General features: G+C 59.0%; 23 protein-coding genes. 1 reads left to right on the forward strand and 22 read right to left on the reverse strand.

The features are described 5' to 3' along the window. Positions 1-78: 78 nt before the first annotated feature. The 21 genes from ACW5XC_RS14185 to ACW5XC_RS14285 form a co-directional block, all read right to left on the reverse strand. Positions 79-666 (reverse strand): Maf family protein, encoded by a 588-nt coding sequence (locus ACW5XC_RS14185; protein ID WP_005340055.1) that lies wholly within the window; start codon positions 664-666, stop codon positions 79-81. 2 nt (positions 667-668) lie between these two features. Beyond that, positions 669-1,154: a rod shape-determining protein MreD gene (gene mreD / locus ACW5XC_RS14190; protein ID WP_005340054.1), complete on the reverse strand. Its 486-nt coding sequence runs from the start codon at positions 1,152-1,154 to the stop codon at positions 669-671. Continuing rightward, entirely contained in the window at positions 1,154-2,044 is an 891-nt protein-coding gene (mreC, locus tag ACW5XC_RS14195) for a rod shape-determining protein MreC (RefSeq protein WP_005340053.1), read from the reverse strand. Before mreC ends, mreD begins: the two co-directional genes overlap by 1 nt. Before the next feature lie 42 nt (positions 2,045-2,086). Beyond that, entirely contained in the window at positions 2,087-3,127 is a 1,041-nt protein-coding gene (locus ACW5XC_RS14200) for a rod shape-determining protein (RefSeq protein ID WP_005340051.1), read from the reverse strand. 204 nt (positions 3,128-3,331) lie between these two features. Beyond that, entirely contained in the window at positions 3,332-7,015 is a 3,684-nt protein-coding gene (locus tag ACW5XC_RS14205; RefSeq protein WP_042052562.1) for a DUF6701 domain-containing protein, read from the reverse strand. Beyond that, positions 7,015-7,440, reverse strand: a complete 426-nt coding sequence (locus tag ACW5XC_RS14210; protein ID WP_408649414.1) for an MSHA biogenesis protein MshP — start codon at positions 7,438-7,440, stop codon at positions 7,015-7,017. The genes ACW5XC_RS14205 and ACW5XC_RS14210 overlap by 1 nt, the downstream gene beginning before the upstream one ends. 37 nt (positions 7,441-7,477) lie before the next feature. Then, on the reverse strand, positions 7,478-8,407 hold the full coding sequence (locus ACW5XC_RS14215) for a PilW family protein (protein ID WP_178378377.1): 930 nt from the start codon (positions 8,405-8,407) through the stop codon (positions 7,478-7,480). Continuing rightward, positions 8,407-8,967 carry a prepilin-type N-terminal cleavage/methylation domain-containing protein gene (locus ACW5XC_RS14220; protein WP_042052557.1) on the reverse strand — a complete coding sequence of 187 codons (561 nt, stop codon included), beginning with the start codon at positions 8,965-8,967 and terminating at the stop codon, positions 8,407-8,409. The genes ACW5XC_RS14215 and ACW5XC_RS14220 overlap by 1 nt, the downstream gene beginning before the upstream one ends. Next, the gene (locus ACW5XC_RS14225; protein ID WP_042052556.1) at positions 8,954-9,445 is read right to left on the reverse strand and encodes a prepilin-type N-terminal cleavage/methylation domain-containing protein; all 492 of its coding nucleotides are present in this window, start codon (positions 9,443-9,445) and stop codon (positions 8,954-8,956) included. The genes ACW5XC_RS14220 and ACW5XC_RS14225 overlap by 14 nt, the downstream gene beginning before the upstream one ends. 58 nt (positions 9,446-9,503) lie before the next feature. After that, positions 9,504-9,962, reverse strand: a complete 459-nt coding sequence (locus ACW5XC_RS14230; protein ID WP_042052555.1) for a prepilin-type N-terminal cleavage/methylation domain-containing protein — start codon at positions 9,960-9,962, stop codon at positions 9,504-9,506. A 14-nt stretch (positions 9,963-9,976) separates the two neighbouring features. Then, positions 9,977-10,648 carry a prepilin-type N-terminal cleavage/methylation domain-containing protein gene (locus ACW5XC_RS14235; protein ID WP_005348617.1) on the reverse strand — a complete coding sequence of 224 codons (672 nt, stop codon included), beginning with the start codon at positions 10,646-10,648 and terminating at the stop codon, positions 9,977-9,979. 77 nt (positions 10,649-10,725) lie between these two features. Then, the gene (locus ACW5XC_RS14240) at positions 10,726-11,187 is read right to left on the reverse strand and encodes a hypothetical protein (protein ID WP_042052553.1); all 462 of its coding nucleotides are present in this window, start codon (positions 11,185-11,187) and stop codon (positions 10,726-10,728) included. A gap of 88 nt (positions 11,188-11,275) precedes the next feature. Then, positions 11,276-12,496, reverse strand: coding sequence for a type II secretion system F family protein (locus tag ACW5XC_RS14245; protein WP_042052551.1), 1,221 nt, complete (start codon positions 12,494-12,496; stop codon positions 11,276-11,278). Positions 12,497-12,499: 3 nt separating this feature from the next. Next, the gene (mshE, locus tag ACW5XC_RS14250) at positions 12,500-14,209 is read right to left on the reverse strand and encodes an MSHA fimbrial ATPase MshE (protein ID WP_005348611.1); all 1,710 of its coding nucleotides are present in this window, start codon (positions 14,207-14,209) and stop codon (positions 12,500-12,502) included. A 74-nt stretch (positions 14,210-14,283) separates the two neighbouring features. Then, a complete protein-coding gene (locus ACW5XC_RS14255) occupies positions 14,284-15,363 on the reverse strand; it encodes a tetratricopeptide repeat protein (protein WP_042052549.1) in 1,080 nt (359 codons plus the stop codon). Next, positions 15,360-16,250: an ExeA family protein gene (locus ACW5XC_RS14260; RefSeq protein ID WP_042052548.1), complete on the reverse strand. Its 891-nt coding sequence runs from the start codon at positions 16,248-16,250 to the stop codon at positions 15,360-15,362. Before ACW5XC_RS14260 ends, ACW5XC_RS14255 begins: the two co-directional genes overlap by 4 nt. Before the next feature lie 92 nt (positions 16,251-16,342). After that, entirely contained in the window at positions 16,343-18,010 is a 1,668-nt protein-coding gene (mshL, locus tag ACW5XC_RS14265) for a pilus (MSHA type) biogenesis protein MshL (RefSeq protein ID WP_042052547.1), read from the reverse strand. Positions 18,011-18,080: 70 nt separating this feature from the next. Next, the gene (locus tag ACW5XC_RS14270; RefSeq protein ID WP_005342886.1) at positions 18,081-18,410 is read right to left on the reverse strand and encodes a SctD/MshK family protein; all 330 of its coding nucleotides are present in this window, start codon (positions 18,408-18,410) and stop codon (positions 18,081-18,083) included. Beyond that, entirely contained in the window at positions 18,403-19,050 is a 648-nt protein-coding gene (locus ACW5XC_RS14275; RefSeq protein ID WP_005340017.1) for a hypothetical protein, read from the reverse strand. Before ACW5XC_RS14275 ends, ACW5XC_RS14270 begins: the two co-directional genes overlap by 8 nt. Continuing rightward, entirely contained in the window at positions 19,050-19,643 is a 594-nt protein-coding gene (locus tag ACW5XC_RS14280; protein WP_005348605.1) for a PilN domain-containing protein, read from the reverse strand. The genes ACW5XC_RS14275 and ACW5XC_RS14280 overlap by 1 nt, the downstream gene beginning before the upstream one ends. Next, positions 19,643-20,506 carry a hypothetical protein gene (locus ACW5XC_RS14285; RefSeq protein ID WP_005340015.1) on the reverse strand — a complete coding sequence of 288 codons (864 nt, stop codon included), beginning with the start codon at positions 20,504-20,506 and terminating at the stop codon, positions 19,643-19,645. The genes ACW5XC_RS14280 and ACW5XC_RS14285 overlap by 1 nt, the downstream gene beginning before the upstream one ends. An 87-nt stretch (positions 20,507-20,593) precedes the next feature. On the opposite strand from ACW5XC_RS14285, the gene ACW5XC_RS14290 reads away from it, so the two are divergent. Next, a complete protein-coding gene (locus tag ACW5XC_RS14290; protein ID WP_042052545.1) occupies positions 20,594-21,517 on the forward strand; it encodes a 1-aminocyclopropane-1-carboxylate deaminase/D-cysteine desulfhydrase in 924 nt (307 codons plus the stop codon). Positions 21,518-21,581: 64 nt separating this feature from the next. Here ACW5XC_RS14290 and ACW5XC_RS14295 read toward each other — a convergent pair whose 3' ends face one another. Then, on the reverse strand, positions 21,582-23,510 hold the full coding sequence (locus ACW5XC_RS14295; protein ID WP_042052544.1) for an EAL domain-containing protein: 1,929 nt from the start codon (positions 23,508-23,510) through the stop codon (positions 21,582-21,584). Positions 23,511-23,520 lie beyond the last annotated feature (10 nt).

Below are 23,520 nucleotides of genomic sequence, written 5' to 3' on the forward strand. Positions count from 1 at the left end.
CCAGTTTTGAATTCTATAGAGCCAATCCGGTACAACGCGCGCAAGGGAGAAACGCAGCAGAGCACAGCTGACGGGAAATTATTTGAGCTGTTCCAGATGATGCTTGATCAGCAAGTCTGTCTCCAGCAGGGGCAGGCCGACCACGGCGCTATAGCTCCCTTCGATGCGGCTGACAAACTTGCCGGCAATACCCTGAATGCCATACGCCCCGGCCTTGTCACAGGGCTCACCGGTCTGCCAGTAGGCCTCGATCTCGGCCTCGTCCAGCTTGCGAAACGCCACGTTGGTGGTGACCAGACGCACGTCACAACGATCCTTGCTGGCCAGCGCTACCGCCGTCATTACCTGATGCACCTTGCCGGAGAGGGACTCCAGCATATCTTTGGCATCCAGCAGATCGGACGGTTTCTCCAGTACCCGGTCGCCCAGCACCACTATGGTGTCGGCACCCAGCACCGGCAACGCCGTCGGCGCACACGCCACGCCCGCCATCGCCTTGTCACGGGCGAGGCGGCAGACGTAATCCTGCGCCTTTTCACCCTCTTCCCGCTGCTCGGGCACATCCAGTTTCAGCACCTCGAAGCGGTAGCCAATCTGGGTCAGCAGTTCACGGCGACGGGGAGAAGCCGAGGCGAGATAGAGTTGTGGTTCGTTGTTTTTATTCATATTTACCTGATATTGAAGCGGCGCCGCACCTTGCGCAGCACCAGAAACACCCAGGGCCATATTAGCATCGTCGTCAACGTCGACCAAAAGTAGGAGAAGTTGAGACTGGCCTGGCTGAACAGATGCTCGGCCCAGAATACCGTCATTTTACCCACCAGCGAGAGGCCACCGATGATCAGCGCCTGCTGCCAGAGGGAGAAGTTGCGGATCTTCTGGAACTGGAAGGCCGCCAGATAGGTGGTGATGGCCATCGCCATCGCCCGCACGCCGAGGGTGCTGCCAAGCAGCACATCCAGCAGCAGGCCCGCCACCCAGGCGGTGCCGACGTTGGTCCGGTGCGGCAAGGCCAGCGCCCAGTAGATGAGCACCATGGCCAGCCAGTCCGGGCGGAAGGGGTCAAATTCGAAAGGAAGCGGCAGGATCGACAGGCTCAAGGCCAGCAGGATCGAGATCCAGATCCAGATCCTGCCGCTGGCGGGTTCTAGCATCAGCGGGTGGCTCCTGCGGCGGACGCAGCGGGAGCCGCCCGTTCGCCATCCTCATCGTGTACTTCAGGCTTCTTGTCGGTCCACAGCAGCAGCAGATAACGCAGTCTGTCCAGCTCCACCAGCGGCTTGGCCTCGACCTGGGCGAAGGGCTTGCCTTCCACATACTCGGAGCGGGTCACAGTCGCCACCGGATAGCCTTCCGGGAAACGGCCACCCAGACCCGAGGTAACCAGCAGGTCACCCACCTGAATATCGGTGTTGCGCGGCAGGTTGCGCAGCTCAAGCTTGTCGAGCTCGCCACTGCCGGAGGCAATGGCGCGCAAGTCGTTGCGCAGTACCCGCACCGGAATACCATGGCTGGAGTCGGTGATCAGCAGCACGCGACTGGTGGTGGAGCCCACGTGGAGCACCTGACCAATCACACCCTGATCGTTGATCACCGCCTGACCGTTGTAGACGCCATCCAGCGCCCCCTTGTTGATCAGCACCTGATGGCTGAAGGGGTCAGAATCCACCGACAGCAGCTCGGCCACCATCTTGCGGGACTCCTTGTGCACCGGCGAACCGAGCAGCTCACGCAGCCGCTGATTCTCGTGCTCCAGCTGATCCATTTTGAGCAGACGGGCACGCAGGGTAAACAGCTGTTGCTCCTGCTGCTTGGTCTGCTCGATGAGATCGGCGCGGGTCTGCACCTGGGTCGACATGGTGTCGAGCAGGGTACCCGGCGCATTGGCCATGTATTGCAGGGGACTGACTAACGAACTGAGGTAGACGCGGACATGGGTAAACACACCGAAGCGGGAATCCGCGACGATGGCAGCGATGGAGATGATGACGGCGAGAAACAACCGTAACTGAAGCGAAGGGCCTCTACCAAAAATGGGTTTCATGGGTCGTCAAAAAAGAGCCGGCACGCTGGCCGGCTTTGGGTCTTATTCGTAGTGGAACAGATCGCCACCGTGCATATCGATCAGCTCCAGCGCCTTGCCGCCGCCACGGGCCACACAGGTGAGGGGATCTTCGGCGACAACTACAGGAATGCCGGTCTCTTCCATCAGCAGACGGTCGATATCTTTCAACAGTGCGCCACCACCGGTCAGCACCATGCCGCGCTCGGAGATGTCGGAAGCCAGTTCCGGCGGAGACTGCTCCAGCGCCACCATGACGGCAGCCACGATACCGGACAGCGGCTCTTGCAGCGCTTCCAGGATTTCGTTGGAGTTGAGAGTGAAGCTGCGCGGCACACCTTCAGCCAGGTTGCGGCCACGCACTTCAATCTCGCGCACCTCTTCGCCCGGATAGGCGGAGCCGATCTCGTGCTTGATGCGCTCGGCAGTCGCTTCACCGATCAGGCTGCCGTAGTTGCGACGAACGTAGCTGATGATGGCTTCGTCAAACTTGTCGCCACCGATACGGACGGACTGGGAATAAACTACACCGTTCAGGGAGATGATGGCCACTTCAGTGGTACCACCACCGATATCAACCACCATGGAGCCGGTCGCTTCGGATACCGGCAGGCCGGCACCGATGGCAGCAGCCATAGGCTCGTCGATCAGGTAGACCTCACGGGCACCGGCGCCCAGTGCGGACTCCTTGATGGCGCGACGCTCAACCTGGGTTGAACCGCACGGTACACACACCAACACACGCGGGCTGGGGCGGAAATAGTTGTTGTCGTGAACCTGTTTGATGAAGTGCTGCAGCATCTTCTCGGTCACGTAGAAATCGGCGATCACGCCATCTTTCATCGGGCGGATTGCGGAAATGTTGCCCGGGGTACGGCCCAGCATCTGCTTGGCGGCATGACCGACAGCAGCGACCGATTTGGCGTTCCCGCGCTCTTGGCGAATGGCGACAACTGAGGGTTCGTTAAGGACGATCCCTTGATCTTTTACATAGATCAGGGTGTTGGCAGTTCCCAAATCGATCGACAGATCGTTGGAAAAGACGCCTCTGAGCTTTTTGAACATGGCTACGGGAAATCCTAAGAATTTGGAGGTGCAGAAAACCGGCTAACTTTACCAATGCCCACCCCAATGGGCAAGCGCTCAAACTGTCGCCAATCAATCAGGCGCGACAAAAATGCGAGTCATCACTCACTCGCACACGCTTGCAAACACTAATAAACAAGGATTTAGGGGGATGCTGTTGAGCCAGCCCCCCTTTCACATCATTTACTGCAATACTTCGCGCCGATAAATAATTCTGTCATTACCCCGGCTGGAGCCGAAAATGGCCTCACCTTGCAGGTTGCCGTCATTGGCACTCGTTGGGTCAGACAACCAGAGTGGCGATGATGGCTGTTTTGCCAAATCGACCTTGTAGGGGATGCGCACCGAGATGTCCGGCTTGGCAAAGTGGAACAGGATCTCCCCATCTTTAGCCAGTGCAGCATCCCCACCCGGTGCCGAACTGCCCAACCCCAGCTTGATCTTGCGACCTGCCCCCAGATTCAGCTCGCGAGTCGCCGCCTCAAAGGCGTGGCCCGGATTGAGGAAAGTGAACCCCTGATTGGCCAAAGAGAGCTGGGTACATTGATCTTCCTTGTTTTGCAGCCAGTTGCCCGCTTCGTAATATTGCATCTGCAGTGGAATGGCCAGCGGCGCCGAGGCAAGACCCGCCGCTGTACCAGCCTGCAGGCGGCCAAAATAGGCTTTCATAGGCACACTGTCTATCTGACGGGCATTACAACCGCTACCACTGCAGTTACCTACCACGGCATCATTGAAATTCGGGCTGGCAATCAGCGTTCTGTCGCCATCGTTATCCCTCATATACAGACCAAACAACAAAGACTTGTAGGGACCATCCGGTTGCGTGCCAGAGAGGCGCACAAACTCGCTGCTACCGGTAGTCAAGGCCGCACGGCCATCGAGCCATGGCAGCGGCTGCAGACTGCGCAAGCGGCTCGACAGGGATTTACCATCCTTATCATTGGCAACCGAGATATAGGCTTCGCCCTTGGCAAAGGGCCCAGTATAGTTGCGGGTCTGTACACCCGTCGTATTACGAGCCAGCACATCCAGCATGACACCAAAGGGTTGCCCCATATAGGAGAACGCATTGCAGGCCGGCACTATGTCGCCACTCACCAGATTGAAGTCGGCAGGAATAAAACGCCCCACCGGCTGGCTCTGGGCTGATGGGATGGTGTAATTGAAGTAGCCATTGGCTGGTGGTGTCGCCGTCATACGGAACACTCCCACCTCGCTCACGGTCTGGCTAACGCTATTGGCACTGTTGGCCGCAGCCACATGGTTATACGCGGTAGTACCCAGCGTTGCATTGATGCCCGGATTGGGTGCCACCAGCGCACTGCCCAGAGCAATATTGGGCAGGGCAAAGTTGGGCGTAGTCTGATTCCCGACGCAGATATCCCCATCATTGGCGGATTCCCAGGCCATCGCCTTGATATCTACCTGGAACGCCTCCCCCGCTTTTTTGAAGACCGGACAACTGCTATCACCAGCCGCGCAGACCCCTTGCGGGGGCGTGATGCACAGGCCGACCGGACGTGCCACAAACTGATCCGCGCCTAGCATCACCAGACCGGCTTCACTGCCAGTACCATCATAGCGGGCATCCAGTTGCACCTTGCCCGCATCCGGATAATTAACCGTGATGGTCGACTGCCCCTGCGCATCGAATACGAGGGAGAGAGGCGTTGCCGCTCCCTGACTGGCACCAATCGCACTGCTGTTGACGCTCATCTGGCTGTTGTAGGGGTTACTGGCGGGAGAAATATAGCTGCTCCAGAACTTGACGCTCTTGGTCTGGCTGGCAAACCCCGGCACACACAGCTTGGTCACATCGCTCTTTTTGACCGCCTTGATGGTCACCGTCTGTGGCTGATTGGAATAGGTATCAGGCACATCAAAGAAGAAGCCGCTATCGGCAAAGTTCAGGGTACAGGCTGCCGCACTGGGCGTACCGGCCCCGGCCTTGCACAAGGTGGTACTGAATGGCTTGGTCGTCGGAGTCGAGCCGGAAACGCCTATGGTCACCGCGGTCGGCGTATTGTTGCGCAACTGCACCTTGGTCGAACCGCCGCTAAAGGTCACCGTATTGCCACCAATCCAACCATTGCTGGCAGAAGTAGGGATAAGACTCAGGGTCGCAGTAACCGGGTCTGTGATAAGCGTGTTACAAGCGGCATCGGCGCACGCCTTGACCGTCACCGTCTCGGGGTTGCAGGTCAGTGGCTGACCGGAGTGATCAAGTTGGAAATGATCAATCTGCACCCCGATCGGGTTGGAGCGCAGGGCGCAGATCTGGATATCATCCAACTCATGGTTATTGTTGGCACCTCCGGTTGACCCTGTAAGCGACAGCAAAAAATCTGCAGGAACCTGCTCCTGCCCAGCAGTCGCCATCGCATTGAATGGGGCAACAAGGTTACTAAATCCTAAGCCACTGTCTCTATCGAGCGAGACCATGGAGCGGCCAGCCACGCGTGAATCAATCCTTAACCGATAGAGATGGCCGGGCTGGGCGGAACTGGTGCCACTCACATCAATCTTGGGATTAAGATTGGCCGCCGTGCCTGCCAAATAGCGATAACTTGAACCGACGCCCCCCCGAATCGCAATTGCTTGAGCACGGAATCCCGGGCCACCAACTTTTCCTTCATTACCGTTGGAAAAGTTTCCATATTCGTCAAGCCCGACGCCAAGCCAACCACCGGCAAAACCGGGCGTTCCATTATCACGTTGAGCATAACCGAGCGCGCCACCAAAACTACCAGGCTGCGGGGTTACTGTCGCATCAGAAAGAATCACCGCTAATCCATCCCCCCCGGTATTAAACCAAGTGGGTGACCATGCATAATAACGAAAGGTTACTTCAACCAAGTTGTTTGCAGCCGGGAATAAACGCTGATAGGTAGCAGAGGTGGCCTGATTGCCAATATTTCGGGTCATCCGCAAGCGACCGCTCTGAATAGATGGCAACTCACTATTATTTCTCTGAGATACAACCCAGTTATCGCCCAGACTTGGTCTCGAAAAATCGTCACTGAAACATTGTGATAATGGGGTATCAGCACTTATATTTATCACTGCATTGTTATACATCAATAAATTGCGAGCGCTGACTCGACCATTGATAACAGAACTACCTTCCATTGTTAGCGTTTGATTGCTGTAAACATAGCCATCAACACGACTGCTGCTATTCATAGTTATACTGTTATAGCCAAATAATAGAATAGAACCACCGTTTGCACGTAACAAGCTGGCATTTTCAAGTGATGTAGAGTTATTGACAAATATTCTTACCTGTCCAAGAGCCTCAATGAGGCTACCACTAAATAGATTCAACGAGTTTATATAATAATCACCAGCCGGAAGAATGGCCTTGCCACCATTATTGATTGTTAATGTCCGTAGTCGGTATTCACTCTGGCTATCTGAAAAAGTGAGCCTGCAGCCATTATTGAGAGTGAGGTCTCGAAACTGACTTTGCACATTTGAACCAATGAGCAGTGAAGAGTTACAGGTTACGTTACCGCCTGCGTTAGAACTGGTTAAAAATACGTTTTCACCGGTGATGGGTAATGCAAGCTCCCGGGAGCCCGCGATGGTACAACGCCGATCTCCACTATCAACTGTATCGCAACCTCTTTCTGGTAATGGGGAGTTTGAAGAACAAAAATTTAAATCAGCCCCTTGTGTACCATTGATACGAGCATTGCCATATTGTTCCAGACGCCCCCCACTACCGGTTGAGCAGGTACCTCCACCATCACCTCGATGCCCTTGCGCCACCGCGGGAAAAAAGGTTTCACTATCAATCTGCTGAAACGCCCCTGCTGCGCCACTAAATAGCCACACGGCTACGACGATCCATAAATTGCGCATCAGGGAGTTCCTCCATCATAAGCTTCGACCATCAGGGTTCGGCTCACGGCAAAATCAGGATTGGCACTGTTAAGGTCGGAGCTGCCACAGGTTCCGACACTCTCGAGACGATAGCCATTGGTCACAGCTCCGTTATAGGTCACTGGCACCGTGACGCAGCGAACCACTGCCTGACAGTTGGTCAGCCCTGGATTGCTGGCAAAGCTCAGTGGGCTGCTTGCCAGGCAGACCGCAGGTGGGGTCGGTTGGGCAAGCGTGCGCTTGGGGAACAACCGATAAAGTGCCACTTCCAGCCCGCTCTGGGCGGCCAGCAGGGCACGCACGCTGCGCACCTCCACGGTATTTTTCTCATCGCTATCGACCAGAAAACGGCCCATAGCCGCCGCCAGCAGTGCCATCACCACAATCACAAACAGGGCGATCATCAAGGCACTGCCTCGCATCCGTCCGAAAGCCTGTGGATCAGGGTACATTGAACACCTCTATCTTGTGGTTGAAGGTGACCGACTCCCCCTTGCGTTCGAACACAAAGCGCATACCAAACTCCCCTTCGGCGTTAAACGCCGAGGTTTCCCGATAGAAGGTGCCAATACGAAGGGAATCCGCCATCAACACACCCTGTGCAGGTAAGGATGCACCAATGGGGGCCGTGGCACGGGTCAGCGTGTTTCCTTCCACACAGTAGCGAACCTGCTGGTTGGCAAAGTAGACCCGGCTGCCTGGAGAGAGGCCAGTCAGGCTCTCGGTGCTGGTATAGCGGATAGTTTGCGCTCCGGATACGGGCGTCAGCACATCCGTGACCCTGGCTACGCAGCGGCCATAATCGCAGCCTGCCGTAAGCGAACCGACTTTTTTGTCCGGCACGGGGAAGACGATCAGCTGATCGTCTTTTTTAACGGCGGTGGCATCCACATCCAGCGGATTAGCAGCAGAAGCCGGGGTCGCCATCACCAGCTCAAGGGTGGCCGTGCTCCCCGACATGGCGCGGTTAAGTGCCAGATAGCGGCTCGAGGTGCTGATGGGCCAGAACCGCAAACAGGCGCCGGTGTCGACCCATGTCCCGCCAGTCGTCTCGATCCGCTCCGATCCCGGCACCGCATCGCGCAGTTCGCGGTTAAGCCGCTCCATGGCGAAGCGGGCATCGCTCATCAGCTGCTCACGGCTGCTGGCATCGCCATAAATCTGGGTACCGATACCGATAAACTGGCTGGTAAAGGTCGCCATTATCCCGAGTAGCAGGATGACCATCACCAGCTCGACCAGGGTAAAGCCACGGTTACCCCGAGGTTTGCGGTAGGTTCGATTAGCCGCCAGGCGTAATCTGGCGCCGGAGTTGGCTAGGGGCGCTGAAATTCTGGTAGACAGGCAACACCTGATAGCGGAGCGATCCATCAGTAATTCCCCCGATAGAAGGAGAAGTCGAGCACGCTCTGATCCGGTAGCTTGATCTGCAGATCAATACGCTTGCCCACCGAGCAGGGCGCGGCACAACTCCTGAAGGTGCCATCGCTGAAATCGGCACCACTCACCGCAATTTTCACCTGATAGTTGCGATACTCCTCGCTGCTGACTCCCGCCGCAGTCTGGGTCAGGGTGTTGGCATCCACCCAGTTACCTGCGGTATCGAAATCATCCACATCGTTATAGGCATAGGATGCGGGCTCGCCATCCGGGCCATAACTGGTGGAGCAGGAAGAGATGGTCACCCCTGCCACCTGCTCGCCACAACGATAACGACCACCGTTATGATCCGAATGTTCATCAAACGACTTTTGCAAGATCTCGCCGGAGAGGCGCTGGGCCAGCTGGGCGGCCCGCACCTGCTGCACCGGGTCTACCGCCTGCGGCGCCTGATTGATAAGCAACCCCAAAATGCCGGTCAAAGCCACCGCCAGCAGCACTATGCCAACGATCAGCTCAATCAGCGTAAAACCACGCTTAAGGGATCTCATGGATATATCCCTCTGACTCAATCTGGATACGGCTGGTTTCGCGACCATCACTCACCAGCAAGGTACAACCGTTGGCACAGCTGCCTAGCGGTCTGCCCATCTGATCGAAGCGGAGTACGAAGCTTTTGTTGCTGTTCAGGGAAAGAGTGATTCCGTCAGAGGCGGTCACCAACCGACCACGGGTGCGCAGATTATCAGTCCAGCCAATGCTCAGATCATCGCTGGCAGGACACGCAGCATAAGTACGATGGGCAAAACGGGGAGAGGCAACCACCAGCTGGGTACAACGGCTGGCTGGCTCATGCATATTAACGGTCTGTACCAGCCGCAAGCGGGTCAGCAGTTCGTCACGCACGGTTTGAGTTTCAAAGCCGCCTTTGCCCAGCCATTTGGGCACGGCAAAGGCGGCCAGAATCCCGAGTAACAGGATCACTAGTACCAGTTCAATCAGGGTAAAGCCTCGATTTTGTTCTGGCATATCTAGCCCTTTAAAAAGATGGAGAGACAGTCGCTCTCCATCTTTGTGTGTATCAGGCTTATTTACAATCTTTAACTTCTGTAGTTGGCAAAGAGCCAGATGCTGCTTGGGTATAAGTAACAAAACAATTTGTCGCAGTACCAGCAGAAACTCCAGCTGGGAAAATTTTGATACTACTTGATGCCGGGGTACCAAAACTCCAATCGCCGGCACTCAAATCGAGCACCTTTTTCAGGTCTGCCTCAGTTGCTTTCGGGTAGCCATAAGCAATCGCGACATTGACACCGTTGCCTATATCCAAGGTCGTATCAGGCAACTTATCATTACCGGCGATAACTGATTTGCTATAAACCATCGCACCTGCGGAGTTCAGAGAACCCTCCACACCTTTTAGAGTTGATGTACGTGCATCATCCTGCAGATTCAGGAACTTGGGTGCAGCGGTGACCGCCAGAATACCCAGAATGATGATCACGATAACCAGTTCGATCAGGGTAAAACCCGCCTGTTTTTTCATTTCACTTTCCTCTGTTAATTAATATTTGTGGTCACCTGACCGGACGCCGGGCGGTAACTGAAACTCATAAATGCATCAGTCTTGCCTTGCGGATCCTGATACTTGCCATCACTACCCTTACTCAAACTATTGACCAAATAGTAACGGCAGACCGAATCCAGTCCATTACTGCTCACTGTGGCATAGTATTTCAGGTCATTGCCGCTACCGCGCACTTCATTGAAGCTGGCCGTAGCCTTGGGCGGGTTTTGCAGTAACCCTTCCCAAATATTGAGACAACGTTCGGCGGTCAGATTAGCGGGATCCACATCCGGATTACCGCTTGCAACGGTATCCATGGGATAGCCGGGCGACAGCTCGCCGTTGCTGATCTGGGTATCGGTCGGAGTGGTCAGATAGAAGCGGCTGCCGTCATAGAGCACGGTATTGAGGCTGTCCTGTTTGGCGCGACCTTCCGCCTCCCATTGAGCACGCACCAGCGAAACGCCGGTAGCAAAACCGCCGGAGACTCCCTCGACGCTGGCCTTTTTCGCTTCATCTGTCACATCGAGAAAGCGTGGCAGCGCAGTCACCGCCAGGATCCCCAGGATCACGATAACGATCACCAGCTCAATGAGGGAGAAGCCGGCAGACCGTCTCCTCATCCCGTTTTCCGGCATTGTTGGTGCCATTGGTTTCATTGTCATGCTCCCTCCGTAATGCCCCGCATTATTTCATGCAGGCCCAAAAAAATCATGTAGTTGGGTCATATGATTAGTTTCATTCAAGGCTTTTTCATCACCCGCCCGTCAGAAAACTGATAAACCAGCCAATAACCATCCCACCCCATCTCGCAGCCATTGCCATCGGGGCGGGCCAGAACCTGCAGAGGAGGCATGCCCCCCTTCGTCTCACCCATCAGAGCCAGCCACAACTGACGGCAATTTTCCGAAGGGGATTGCAGCGGCACTAACCCCAGGGGCCACCCTCGGGCATCAAACTGCCACCCCTTGCCGGCGACATGCAGTGTCTGCGGGCGCCGCTCATCGAGCCAAATGCCGTGCAAACGCTGTGCCCGCTCGGCAAATTGCTCCCCCAGCAAGGTGAGAGTGAGCTGCTGCACCTCTTCCCGGTGGCCCTGATAGCTACGCACCAACGTAGCAACAATCACCATCAACAGGATGATCACGGCAATCCGCCGATATCCGGTCAGCCAGCGATCATCTTGCTGCGTCTGTCTGTTCATCCAGCCCTCGACTCCACCGCTCACTTGCCTCTTACGGCTCGCATCATGTCCCACCACTCAGGCGTGAAGATATCCAGTTCCAGCAAGATTACTTGCCGCGAACTGCGCGCATCATGTCCCACATGGGGGTGAAGATACCCAGCGCCAGGATCAACACCATTACTGCCACGATCCCGATCAGGATCGGCTCGATCCGAGCGGTGAGACTCTTGAGGTCATAATCCACCTCCCGCTCGTAATACTCGGCCGCTTCGTGTAGCAGGTCATCGACCTGACCGGTCTCCTCACCCACGGCGATCATCTGCATCACCAGCGGGGTGAACAGGCCGCTGCTGCTGGCAGTACGCAGCAGGCTCTCGCCCCGCTCGATACCGGCGCGCATATCCCGCACCCGCCCCGCCATATAGGCGTTATCCACCGCATCGGCCACCAGGGTCAGCGCGGTGTTCAGCGGCACCCCTGCCTTGAGCATCATGGAAAAACTGCGGGCCAAACGGGCCAGCAGGGAGCGCTCTATGATGGTGCCGACGATCGGCAACTTGAGCTGCCAGCGGTGCCAGGTCAGCTTGCCCTTGGTGGTGGCGACCCAGCGGCGCCAACCGAACACCATCCCAGCCAGAATGGCGAGCAGCAGCCACCAATAGTTGACAAAAAAGTGCGAGGTTGCGAGCAGAATGCGGGTCGCCAGCGGCAACTCCACCCCGAATTTGGCGAACATGCCGGCAAACACCGGGATCACCATGATATTGAGGATCACCATGGCGATACCGATGGCGATCATCACGAAGCTGGGGTAGCGCATCGCGGTCTTGATCCGCTTGCGAGTCTCCAGCTCCAGCTCGAAATAGTTGGCGAGCTGCAAAAAGGACTCTTCCAGCTGACCTGTGTTCTCACCCACATGGATGATGGCGACGAACAGGCTGCTGAATACCTTGGGGTGCGCCTGCATCGAGCTGGAGAGCGGGCGACCGTTGCCGAGATCTTCCCCCAGCGAGTGCAACGCCCGCTTGAGCGGCTTGCTGTGAGTGCTCTCCTCCAGCCCGGCAATGGCGCGCAGGATCGGGATCCCGGCCCGGGTCAGGGCATACATCTGGCGGCTGAAGATCACCAGCTCGTCCAGCTTGACGCCCCCTTCCAGCAACAATGACCAGTCTATGGCAGCGGATTTGGCCTTGCCCGGTTTAAGCTCGGTGGGCATCACCCCACGGCGCATCAGCTGTTCGGCGGCCGCCATCTCGTTGGCCGCTTCTACCACGCCACTGGTGGCGTTGCCCAGGCTGTCACGTCCCTTGTAGGCAAAGTTAGCCATCGCTTACCCCAAATCCTCGGCCAGTCGCAGCACCTCGTCCACCGAGGTGATCCCCTGACGGGCATAATCGAGGGCTGTGAGGGCCAGCGGCCGATAGTGTTCATGTTGACGGGCCGCCTTGGCGAACCCTTCCGCATCGTTGCGGCGCAGGGCATCCATCATCGGCTGATCCAGCTCCAGCAGCTCGTAGACCCCGATCCGGCCGGAATAACCGGTAAAGTTGCAGCTCTGGCAACCCCGGCCCTTGTGATAGGTGTGTTGGCCGGGCGCCTCGCCGGAGAGTACGGTGAGCCAGGTGGCCTGCCCTTCGTCGGGCGCCTTCTCCTCGACGCAGTGCTCACATACCCGCCGCACCAGCCGCTGGGCGACCACCGCCCGCAGGGCGCTCGCCACCAGATAGCCGGGCGCCCCCATGTCGATGAGGCGCAAGGCACTGGTCACCGCATCGTTGGTGTGCAGTGTGGTCAGCACCAGGTGACCTGTGATGGCGCCACGCAAGCCGATCTCCACCGTCTCGTTGTCACGCATCTCCCCCACCAGCAGGATGTCCGGATCCTGACGCAGGGTGGAGCGCAGCACGTTGGAGAAGGTGAGGCCGATCTTGGGGTTGACCTGCACCTGATTGACGCGGGAGAGACGATACTCCACCGGGTCTTCTACCGTGATGATCTTGTTGCTGGACTGGTTGAGCTCGGAGAGGGCGCCATAGAGGGTGGTGGTCTTGCCGCTACCGGTCGGGCCGGTCACCAGAATCATCCCGTGCGGGCGTTTGAGCTGGCGACGGAAACGGGTCAGGATCTCCGGCGGCATCCCGGTCTCGGTCAACGACAGGATGCCGGAGGATTGATCCAGCAGACGCATCACCACAGACTCGCCATACTGCACCGGCATGGTGGACATCCGCACATCCACATCGCGACCGCGCACCTTCATGTTGAAACGGCCATCCTGCGGCAAGCGCTTCTCGGAGATATCGAGCCCCGCCACCAGCTTGAGGCGCAGCACCAGCGCCTGGGCGATGCGCACCTCGTTGAGGATGTTCTCGTGGAGGATACCGTCGATCCGCTGGCGAATGCGCAGCACTTTCTCGTCCGGCTCGATGTGGATATCCGACGCCCCCACCTGCACCGCATCCTCGAACAGGGAGCGCAGCAGCTTGGCCACCGTCGCCTCCCCCTCGTCATTGGCTCCCAGATTGCTGGAGCCCAGCTCGAAGCCGGAGTCCTGATACTCCTCCTGCAGCTGTTCGGCGAAACTCTCAATCTCGCGGGTACGGCGATAGAGGCGATCGAAATATTCCAGCAGCTGCCCTTCCCGCGCCACCGCCAACACCATGATGCGCGGGCTGAGCAGGGCGGCGACGGCATCAAGTGCGCTCAGATCGGCCGGATCCGACATCGCCACCGTCACCTTGTCGTCGGTAAGGTTGACCGCCAACGCCCGATAACGGCGCGCCTGCACTTCGGGCAGCAGCGGCACCGCGGCGGCGTCGATGGTGAGGTTGTTGAGATCAAAGAAGGGCACATCCAGCTGGCGGGCGAGGAACTGCAACAGCTGCACCTCGCTGATAAAGCCGAGGTCGATGAGAGTGGTGCCCAGCTTGCGGCCGGTCTGACGCTGCTGCTGCAGGGCAAGCTGCAACTGATCATCAGAGATGATCTGCTCTTGTACCAGCAAGTCGCCGAGGCGCATTTTCAGTCTGGGTTGTGCCATGTTTGCTCCGATCTCTGTTACTTCACACCCGTTGCCGCATCCGATTAGGCTTTGCTAATCGAACCTGCTGTTTATCAAGGGGTTAGTTGGCCAATTCGTTGTTCCAGCCAGTTGGTCGACGCCTCGCCGAGGTTGCCGTGCAACAAAGCGTTGCGATAGGCATCGAGCGCCCGCTGGCTGTGGCCCTGACCATCCTCGGCCACGCCGAGGCCAAGCCACCAGCGGCCCTGATCCGGCTGCTGGCGCAGCAGCTTCACATAGAGCGCCGCCGCATCGGCATTCTGGCCCAGCTCCTGAGTCAGCCCGGCCCAGGTCGCGTAGTAGTCCATGTTGCTGGCGAGATCCGGTTGATAACCGGACAACCAGCCAAGCGCCTGTTGCTGCCGCCCCTCGCTGATGGCAAGGCGGGCCAGTAACAGACGAAAATCGGCCTGCTGGGGATCGAGCCGGATCCCCTCTTCCAGCAGCTGACGCGCCTCGGTCAGGCGGCCCTCGCCGTAGAGCAGCCCCGCCAGCTGCTCGCGCGCCCCCTGATTGTAGGGATCGTGGGCCAGCACCTGATAGTAGTTGTCCTGCGCATCCCGCAGGCTTCCCTTGGCCATGGCGGTAGTCGCCTTGCGCTCCGCCAGTGCCGCCAGCTCCTTGGCCGATAGCTCCACCGTCTCGATCTTCAATACGCTCGGCTTGCGCGGCGCGCTGGCGACGGCCTGCTGCTCTGCCGCCAGTTCGGCGTAAAGCTCGGGCTGCAGCTCTTCATCGGTCGGCTCGGACTCGTCAACATCGCTGGAGGCATCAAAGGGCGCACCGTCGGCCATGCCATCCGAGTCACTCTCGCCTGCCTCATCATTCACCTCGTCCTGACTTGGCAACGGCAGCGCGGCCGCCACCTCGACCGGCTCGGGCTGGCTGACTGGCGAGGCGGCCCTTGCCACCACATCGGGGGCGATCACTTCACTGGCAGCCGTCACGGTATGGGTCTGCTGCCAGTAGATCCAGGTTCGCCAACCGAGGATCCCCAGTGCCAGACCGCAGATCAAGGTCAACAGCAACATCCACCATCCCTGCTGGCGCGCAGGGGCAATATAGACGGCAGCACCTTCGGATCCTTGCTGGCGCCGATCCAGATCTTTCAGCATCTGGTTGATAACGCTCATGGCCAGACTCCATAAGCCAGGGCGCACCCCAGCAACAGTAACAGGAGCCACCAGCGCCGTGGCGCAAAGCGGCTGGCATCGTCGGTATCGCGAATGGCGAGCCGTACCAGACGGCTATCGACCTGACGCACACCCTGACCATAGGCCAGCATCAGGCACTTCTGCGCCAGGATATTGATAAGTCTCGGGATCCCTCGCGATGCGCGCCACAACAGACGCATGGCGCGACCTGCAAACAGCGGTGCCCCGCGGTAACCGGAGACCTGCAATCTGTGCTCCAGATAGGCGCGGGTCTCGTCAAAACGCAGCGGCCGCAGGCAGTAGGAGAAGCCAATCCGCTGACGCAATTGGCGCAGATGCGGCTTGGCCAGCCTGGCATCCAGCTCCGGCTGGCCGAACAGCACGATCTGCAGCAGCTTGCTCGATTCGGTCTCGAGATTGCCGAACAGGCGGATCGCCTCCAGGGTCTCGTCCGGCAGCGCTTGCGCCTCGTCGATCAGCACCACCACCCTGCAGCCCTGCTGGTGCAGGCTGATCAGGTGACGATGGATACGATCGGTCAGATCCAGCTCGCTCTGATCCCGTACCGCCAACCCCAGCTCCAGCGCCAGCGCGATGCGCAGTTCGGCCGGAGTGAGGTGGGGATTGGGCAACCAGGCAAGCCGCACCGGACGCGCTTCCGAACCCAGCTCGCTGAGCAACTTGCGGCAGAGCAGGGTCTTGCCGGTACCCACCTCGCCGGTCACCTTGATAAAGCCCTCCCCCTGCGCCAGCGCCCAGTTGAGCACCTGCAGCGCCTCTTCGTGAGGCGGCAGGCCGTAGTAGAAGCCGGTATTGGGAGTGAGGCTGAACGGTGCCTCCTGCAGGCCGAAGTGGGTCAGGTACATGAGACCTCACCTGCCACGGCAAGCAAGCAGCCTGTGCTGGCAAGGCAGCACAGGCCGTTCGGGATAAGGGTGACCGCATCTAGTGTCATGGGTCAGCCCTTGGCCGGATACCACTTGTCGAGCAGCTCGGAGGAGCGTTGCAGCTCGTTTTGCCAGGTATCTTTCTCCACCACGGTCGGTTTGAGCATGATCACCAGCTCCACCTTCTTGGTGCTCTCGCGGCGGTTGGTAAAGGCTTCACCCACCCAGGGAATATCCCCCAGCAGCGGCACCTTGCTGACGATCTCCTGCTTGTCGGTCTTCATCAGACCGCCAATAACGATGATGTCACCGTTATTGGCCTGCACCACGGTATCGGATTCGCGTATCGAGCTTTTCGCCAACGGCAACACCAGCGTATCGCTGTCTGTCACCTTTATGGTCTTGGTTTGCTCTTCAGTATCGATAACGGAGGGATGGATATGCAGCAGCACCTTCCCCTCTTCATCGATCTGTGGTGTTACATCCAAAGAAATACCTGAGAAGAAAGGGGTCAACTCTACATTGGGCGTTGTTCGATCACCGCTCGTCGTGCTCACGGTTGTTGTCGATGCATTGGTGACGAAATATTCGTCCGTCCCCACCTTGATCACCGCCTTCTGGTTGTTGGTCGCGGTGACACGGGGGCTGGAGAGGGTATTCACATCGCCCTGAGTCTTGAGCAGGTTGACCGCTACATTGAAGTTGCCGTCAGAGACCTTGAAACCGGCGCCGCCACCCAGTGCAGTGAAGATCTGGTTAGGGGTGGTGGGTAACTGGGTATTGGCCAGTGAACCGCCACCGGTAATCCCCTTGTTGCCATCCCAGCTGGCGGAAAGACCGCTCCAGTCCACTCCCTGCTCATACCCTTCGTTGAGGGCAACTTCGATGATCCGCGCCTCCAGCACCACCTGCCGCTTGAGGTGACTATCGGATTGATTCAGGAATTCACGCACTGCCTTGAGCTCTTTCGGGTAGGCGCGAATGGTGACCAGACCCGCCTGCGGGCTGGTGATCACCGCGCGACCATCACCCGTGCCAATCAGGGTCTGTAGAGAGTCGCGCAGATCAGTCCAGTAGTCGCTGTTGGTATCGGTCTCGATACGGGTGCCATTGCTGCTGTTGCCGTTCGAGTTGTTGCCGGAGGAGTTATTGGTGCTGTTGTTGTTCGATGCACTGTCAAAACTGCTGTCGCTGCTGTTATTGCTGTCATTGGCGGTCACCCCGCCGGTGCTGACCGAGGTGCGGGAGAGGCCACGACGGGACATCATCAGGTAGTTGACCGGGATGGTTTCGGTACGCAGACCCGCCGGATAGATATGGAAGACATTGCCCTTGCGCTGCACGTCGAAGCCGTACATGTCGCCCACCACCGCCAGCACTTCCGGCAGAGTCACATCCTTGAGCTCGACGGAAACCAGCCCGGCCACCCCGGGGTGAACCGCCACGCTGTAGCGGGAGCCCTTGAACAGGGAACCGAAAAACTCCACCGCCTCCACGTCGTGAGCCGCGATACGCAGCCGCTTCTCCGGCATGCCGACCGGCATCTGCGGCCGGTTCAGCTGCAGCAATTCACTTTGCACCGATTTGGGCAACGCGGTCAGAGGGGCAGCCTGTTTCTGCTGTTCGTTCATGGCCTGTTTGAGGGCATCCTTGGCCTGGGTCGGCTCGGGGTGCTGATACGTGGTACAGCCTGCAGCCATCATGGCCACGGAGATCAGACAGAGACGGTGTTTATTCATGTAATTAGGGCACCCTGACTTGCAATTAAACTCGATAAAGCCGATTCACCTCTCGAGAGGCAAGCACGACTCAAACCCGGATCTTGCTGGCAAACAGTGTTACCGCATGGCGTTTTCCCGCCTTTTCCAGCACCACGGCATCGGCATTGATGGCCACCAGCGTATAGCCGTCCACCTGTTGTCCGACCCGATAACTCTTGCCATTGAGTACCGCCAGTGCCGGGCCATTGCCCAGCACCACACTCTGCAGCTTCGGCAAACCGGCACTGCTCTCGCCGGTTGCACGGGCGCCAACCGCCACGTCCGCCAGCGGCGCGGTGGGATCCTGCAATACCTCGACCTGCTCCGCCTGTACCAGCAAGCTGAACAGGCAACAGCACAACGCAAACACTCTAGCCACGGATAAACTCCTTGCTGGTACTCAGGGTGTAGATCTCCATCTCCACCACAGCGCCGGGATAGGCTTTGACCTGATAGTCGAACTGCTTCCAGTAAAAGTGTCGCGGCAAGGCTTCCAGCGCTTTAAGATATTGATACACATCGAAATAGCCGCCTTCAAGCTGAAGCCGGATACCATGCTTGTAGAGATTGACCTTCTGCTCTCCCGCCATCAGCGGGGTCGGCTCCAGCGAACTGAGGGCCAGCATGTGAAGGTTGGCGGAGCGGGAGAGCAGCGCCTCCAGCACCAGCGGCATCTCGTGCGCCGGGATCAGATCGACGGTCTGGGCCTTCAGTTCATCGTCGATCCGGGCCAGATCCGCTTCGACCTGCGCCAGCTGGTCGCGAACTCCCTGGTTGGGATCCCGCTTGAGCCGGGCCTGTTTGCCGAGGTTTTCCAGCTCCATGATCTCGAGGTCACGCTCGGCGGCGCTCAGGGCCATGCGATCCTGCTGCAGGCGAGTATCGGCGCCATCGAGCCAGCCGTAGAGTCCGGCCGCGCCCAGCAGCACCAGACCGGTCAGCAGGATCAACACCCGCTCCCGCTGGCTCAACACGGCGATACGCTGGCCCCATGCCTGCCATTGTGCTTTCAGGTTCATCAGGGTTTCTCCCGCGCAATGCCGCTCAACTGGAAGGTCAGGCGACCCTCCTTGTCACGGCCGAGGGTCAGTTCACCAAACTCCTTGCCCACCAGACTCGGGGTCTGCTTGAAGCGATTGACCCAGGCCGGCACATCCTGACTGCGCCCGGCAAAGCCGGAGAGGTTGATCCGCCCTTCGTTGATCTCGATGCGCTGCAACGAGAGGTTGCTGTTGCGAATGCGGGAGAGATCCGCCATCACGCTGGCGTAGCCCTGGGATTTTTGCAGGGTCAAGCTGCCCAATTGGCGCATCAGCCCCTGCTTGGCCGTCAGCTCATCCTGCTTGTTGACCAGTTGCTGTTGCAGCCTGGGATCTGCCTGATGGCGCGCCAGCTCGGCATCGAGCCGCTGTGCCTCGCTGCGCTTGAGTTCCAGCTCGGCAGAGCGCTGCGCCAGCGCCCGGCTGACCTGCTGCTGTTGCCAGCTGTAACCAACACCCGTCAACAGGATCAGCAGCAGCGCAAAGCCCCATACCAGCGCCATCTGATTGAGGCTGGCCCACTGCCGCTTGGGGCGAAACTCGGCGCCATAGAGGTTTATCTGACGTTTCATCACGCATCCTCCCCGATGGCGGCTGCGTAGGCCGAGAGGTATTCGACGCCGGCCAGGACCGCCTTGTTGGCCATGGCGGAGACGGCAAAGCCGAAGGTCTGCTCCATGTGGCGCACCAGGGTACCGATAAAGGGCGAGGCGACGGCAAACTGCATCTGCCCCAGCTCGGGCAATTTCAGCTGGCCCGCCAGATAGTCGAGGGAGCGCTGGATCTCCAGCGCCAGTGAATCGAGCAGCATGCTGTCCGGCTCATGTTCGCCAGTCAGGCTGGTAAAACCGCGCAACTGGCGGGAGAAGCAGAGCCCGCCCTGATGGAAGACCAGCAGTTGCAGATCCTGCCCCTTGGGCTGCCACAGCAGCATGCGCACCGTCTCGTCAGCATCGTAGAGAGAGGTGAGCGCCAATTCGTCGCTGATGATGGATTGCAGGGTCGCGATGCCGTTGATGGCATCGGCCAGCTGCTGCACCCGGCTCTTGGGCAAGCAGATCACATTGATGCGCGGGCGACCGGCAGGCGGGGTGGGCAAGTCCACATAATCCATCGCCAGTTGCAGCACGGGTTCGCTGACATAATCCTTGATGGCCCAGGGGAGCGCCCCCGCCATCTCGGCGTCAGGCACGGCAGGCTTGTCGATCTGGATCTGTTGATAAAGGCTGGCGGCGAGGGCCACCCGCACCGTAGACTTGGCCAGCCCATGACGGCTGAACAGCTCGTTCATGGCCACAGCCCACTCCTGTGGGCCGTTGATGGTGCGCGTCGCGAAGACGGGGGGATTGCCCACCGCAGCCAGCATGATCCTGTCATTGGCCAGCAAGAGCCCGACCTGGCGGCTTGGCGTCGACCGTCTGAACAGTTGTTTCATGTAAGCCCGCCCATCAATAGTGATTAAATGTATGAAATATTAACATAAACAGCAGATTAGCCTCCAGATTAAAAGACGGACTCACCATTGCAAGCCATCCTTTCCGCCGAGTCAGAGGGTCAAGCCATCCTCCCTTCCCCCCTGCAACGCCTCCACCATCCGTTGCTGACCCGCTATGGCGTCGAGCTGTGGTGCAAGCGGGATGATCTGATCCATCCGGCCATCTCCGGCAACAAGTGGCGCAAGCTCAAGTACCACCTGCTGCATGCCAAAGAGCATGGCAAACAGCATCTGCTCTCGTTTGGCGGCGCCTACTCCAATCATATCCACGCGCTGGCGGCAGCGGGGTGCCAATCTGGTCTTCGTACTACCGGTATCATACGGGGCGAATATGACGCCGTCAGTAACTCTACCCTGCGGGATGCCCGGCGCTGGGGCATGGATCTCGTTTTCGTCGACCGCCAGAGTTACCGGCGACGGCAGGATCCCGACTGGCTGGCCCAATTCGATGCACCCGATACCCTGATCGTGCCGGAAGGGGGTAGCAGCCCGCTGGCCATCCCCGGCGTGGCGGAACTGGTCGGCGAAGTGCCCTTCTCGCCGGATCTCTGGGTACTGCCCTGCGCCAGCGGCGGCACTCTGGCGGGCCTGATCGCTGGCAAACGGGAGCGGGAGCAGATCCTCGCCATTGCGGTACTGAAAGGTGGCGGCTTTATCGCTGACGAGGTGTGTCGCCTCCATCCCGCGGCTGCCAATATCCCCGGCTGGCGCATCGCGCTCGATCACCACGATGGTGGCTATGCCAAGTTCAGCCCGGCCCTCTGGCAGTGGGTGCAGAATTTCAGCGCAACGACCGATCTGCCCCTTGAGCCTATCTACAGCGGCAAGGCGATGTGGGGGCTGTTTCGCGAGCTGGCGGCAGGCCGTATCGCCCCCGGCAGCAAAATCGTCTTTATCCACACTGGCGGCATGCAGGGGCTCGCCGGGCTGCGTGAGCAGGGGCGACTGTGACCCCCATCTGACGGCAACCACAAACAACAGAGGGTCGCCCCAAGGCGACCCTCTGTTGTTTATCTCAATCACCAGCCGGTTCCAGCACCAGACGCTGGGGTTCGGCAAACCAGGGCCCCTGCCCGGCATGCACCCCGAGGTGGCGCAGCATCTTCCACTCGTCGCCACTCTCGACTCCCACTGCCAGCACCCGGGTGCGGGTATTGGCGCAACCGCCTACCAGACTGCGGACCGCCATCTGGTTGACCTGACGGGCATGGATCTCCCGCACCAGACTGGGGTGCAGCTTGAGGAAGTTGATCTCGAACTCCTTGATGTACTGGGTGCTCACCACATCCTGACCGGCATGATCGATGGCCAGCTGGCAGCCCAGCATCCGCAAAGAGCGCAGCGGCCGCTTGAGCGCCTCGAAGTGGCGGGTCACCTGGGATTCGGAAAGTTGCAGGATCAGCCGCTCGTTGGTGCTGCGCGGCAGCTGGAACAGTGCGAAGAAGAGCCAGCGCTGGAACTCGCGGTTGAGCAGGCTCTGGGCACTGAGGGTCAGGCTGATGGGGCAGCTCTGCTCGGAGCGCTGGCGCAGCAGGGCGAGGGTCTGCTCCGCCACCAGCCGATCCAGTTGCAGCAACAAGCCCACCTTCTCCGCCATCGGCATGAAGATCCCCGCCTGCAAAGCCCGTCCCTGCTCGTCGTGCAGATAGGTAAGCAGCTCCTGCTGCAACACCACCTGCCCCCGATCCTGCTGGATCGGCTGAGTGTAAAATTCGATGCCGTGCTCTTCGAGACGGCGGCTGATCAGGGTTCGCCAGCGTACCGTCCCCTTGCTGCTCTGCTCCTCATCCAGCTGCTTCTCGTAGAGGAACCAGCCGTTGTGGCCCTGCAAGCGGGCGCTCTTGAGGGCCAGCTCTGCCTCCTCCTGCACCTTGAGCAGGCTGTCTTGTGCCTGATAACAGACGGCGCCGAGATAGACCGCCGTCTCGGGGTTGACCTCCTGCGGCCAGTGCAGCCGTTGCAGGCTCTTGAGCAGCTGGCTGGCGCTATCCACCATCTCGCTCTCGGACATATTGGGCAGCAACACCGCAAAGACCTGACCGGCGTAGCGGGCCTGCAGGGCGCCGTTATGCTTGCGCACGAAGGCACCTATGGTGGCGCTCGCCTCCATCATCAAATCGTGCCCCAGCAGCTCGAACTGATCGGCCTCCAGCTCCTCCAGACAGGCGAGATCGATCAGCAGCACGCCGCCGCTCATCACGCTCGCCTCCATGATGGCGCTCTCCAGCCGGTTGTCGAAAAACAGCCGGTTGCCGATGCCGGTCATCTTGTCGACGAAGGCGTTGCTGCGAATGAAGTTGTCGAAGCGGCTGCGCTCCTTGCGGGCATCCGCCAGCTCGGCGAGCAGATGATCGAGGGCCTGACTGGCGGCCACCGGCCACTCTTCGCCGGGGTCATGGCTCAGTTTGGAGAGTTTGTCATCGAGGATCAGCTGGGCGCGAATGCCCAGCAGCTCGGCCCCGCGCAGCTGCTGGCGCAGCCAGCGGATGGAGTACCAGAGACCGAACACCACGATAAAGATCCCCAGCGAGATGCCGGACATCGCCTTGATGGAGTATTCCGCCTCCTTGAAGGGGCGCTCCAGTTTGAAGTTGGCCTGCATGCCGGCCTGATGGGGCAGCGGGTGGCTGTATGGCACCAGCAGCTGCTCGTCGACCGGATTACGCACATCGCGGAACCAGTAGACCCGCTGGTTATTCTGGCGCACCTCCAGCTCTACCACATGGGCAGCCCGTAGCAGGGTGGGCAGCCAGTGACTCATATCTTCCATGTCGTGAGCAACATCGAGCTGCTTGTCGATCACTTCGACCAGTGCATCGACCTTCTTTTGCTGCAACTCCATGCCCAGCTCGCGAAAGCTGAACACCCCGCCAATCAGCACGGTCGCCATGGCTGCGATCACGCAAAGGGTGATAAATGAGACAAGCTGTGTAGTGAGTTTCATGCGCCTTTCC

This window comes from Aeromonas sp. 25-AL00135 (genome assembly GCF_054052385.1).

What these genes read in the sequence shown, in the direction of transcription:
- ACW5XC_RS14255 (WP_042052549.1), bottom strand. Translation starts at nt 15,363, where the DNA reads ATGAGCGTTATCAACCAGATGCTGAAAGATCTGGATCGGCGCCAGCAA.
- ACW5XC_RS14185 (WP_005340055.1), bottom strand. Translation starts at nt 666, where the DNA reads ATGAATAAAAACAACGAACCACAACTCTATCTCGCCTCGGCTTCTCCC.
- ACW5XC_RS14215 (WP_178378377.1), bottom strand. Translation starts at nt 8,407, where the DNA reads ATGGATCGCTCCGCTATCAGGTGTTGCCTGTCTACCAGAATTTCAGCG.
- ACW5XC_RS14295 (WP_042052544.1), bottom strand. Translation starts at nt 23,510, where the DNA reads ATGAAACTCACTACACAGCTTGTCTCATTTATCACCCTTTGCGTGATC.
- ACW5XC_RS14205 (WP_042052562.1), bottom strand. Translation starts at nt 7,015, where the DNA reads ATGCGCAATTTATGGATCGTCGTAGCCGTGTGGCTATTTAGTGGCGCA.
- ACW5XC_RS14280 (WP_005348605.1), bottom strand. Translation starts at nt 19,643, where the DNA reads ATGAAACGTCAGATAAACCTCTATGGCGCCGAGTTTCGCCCCAAGCGG.
- ACW5XC_RS14225 (WP_042052556.1), bottom strand. Translation starts at nt 9,445, where the DNA reads ATGCCAGAACAAAATCGAGGCTTTACCCTGATTGAACTGGTACTAGTG.
- ACW5XC_RS14240 (WP_042052553.1), bottom strand. Translation starts at nt 11,187, where the DNA reads ATGAACAGACAGACGCAGCAAGATGATCGCTGGCTGACCGGATATCGG.
- ACW5XC_RS14200 (WP_005340051.1), bottom strand. Translation starts at nt 3,127, where the DNA reads ATGTTCAAAAAGCTCAGAGGCGTCTTTTCCAACGATCTGTCGATCGAT.
- ACW5XC_RS14275 (WP_005340017.1), bottom strand. Translation starts at nt 19,050, where the DNA reads ATGAACCTGAAAGCACAATGGCAGGCATGGGGCCAGCGTATCGCCGTG.
- ACW5XC_RS14235 (WP_005348617.1), bottom strand. Translation starts at nt 10,648, where the DNA reads ATGACAATGAAACCAATGGCACCAACAATGCCGGAAAACGGGATGAGG.
- ACW5XC_RS14220 (WP_042052557.1), bottom strand. Translation starts at nt 8,967, where the DNA reads ATGAGATCCCTTAAGCGTGGTTTTACGCTGATTGAGCTGATCGTTGGC.
- mreC (WP_005340053.1), bottom strand. Translation starts at nt 2,044, where the DNA reads ATGAAACCCATTTTTGGTAGAGGCCCTTCGCTTCAGTTACGGTTGTTT.
- mshE (WP_005348611.1), bottom strand. Translation starts at nt 14,209, where the DNA reads ATGGCACAACCCAGACTGAAAATGCGCCTCGGCGACTTGCTGGTACAA.
- ACW5XC_RS14245 (WP_042052551.1), bottom strand. Translation starts at nt 12,496, where the DNA reads ATGGCTAACTTTGCCTACAAGGGACGTGACAGCCTGGGCAACGCCACC.
- ACW5XC_RS14260 (WP_042052548.1), bottom strand. Translation starts at nt 16,250, where the DNA reads ATGTACCTGACCCACTTCGGCCTGCAGGAGGCACCGTTCAGCCTCACT.
- ACW5XC_RS14285 (WP_005340015.1), bottom strand. Translation starts at nt 20,506, where the DNA reads ATGAAACAACTGTTCAGACGGTCGACGCCAAGCCGCCAGGTCGGGCTC.
- mreD (WP_005340054.1), bottom strand. Translation starts at nt 1,154, where the DNA reads ATGCTAGAACCCGCCAGCGGCAGGATCTGGATCTGGATCTCGATCCTG.
- ACW5XC_RS14230 (WP_042052555.1), bottom strand. Translation starts at nt 9,962, where the DNA reads ATGAAAAAACAGGCGGGTTTTACCCTGATCGAACTGGTTATCGTGATC.
- ACW5XC_RS14210 (WP_408649414.1), bottom strand. Translation starts at nt 7,440, where the DNA reads ATGATCGCCCTGTTTGTGATTGTGGTGATGGCACTGCTGGCGGCGGCT.
- mshL (WP_042052547.1), bottom strand. Translation starts at nt 18,010, where the DNA reads ATGAATAAACACCGTCTCTGTCTGATCTCCGTGGCCATGATGGCTGCA.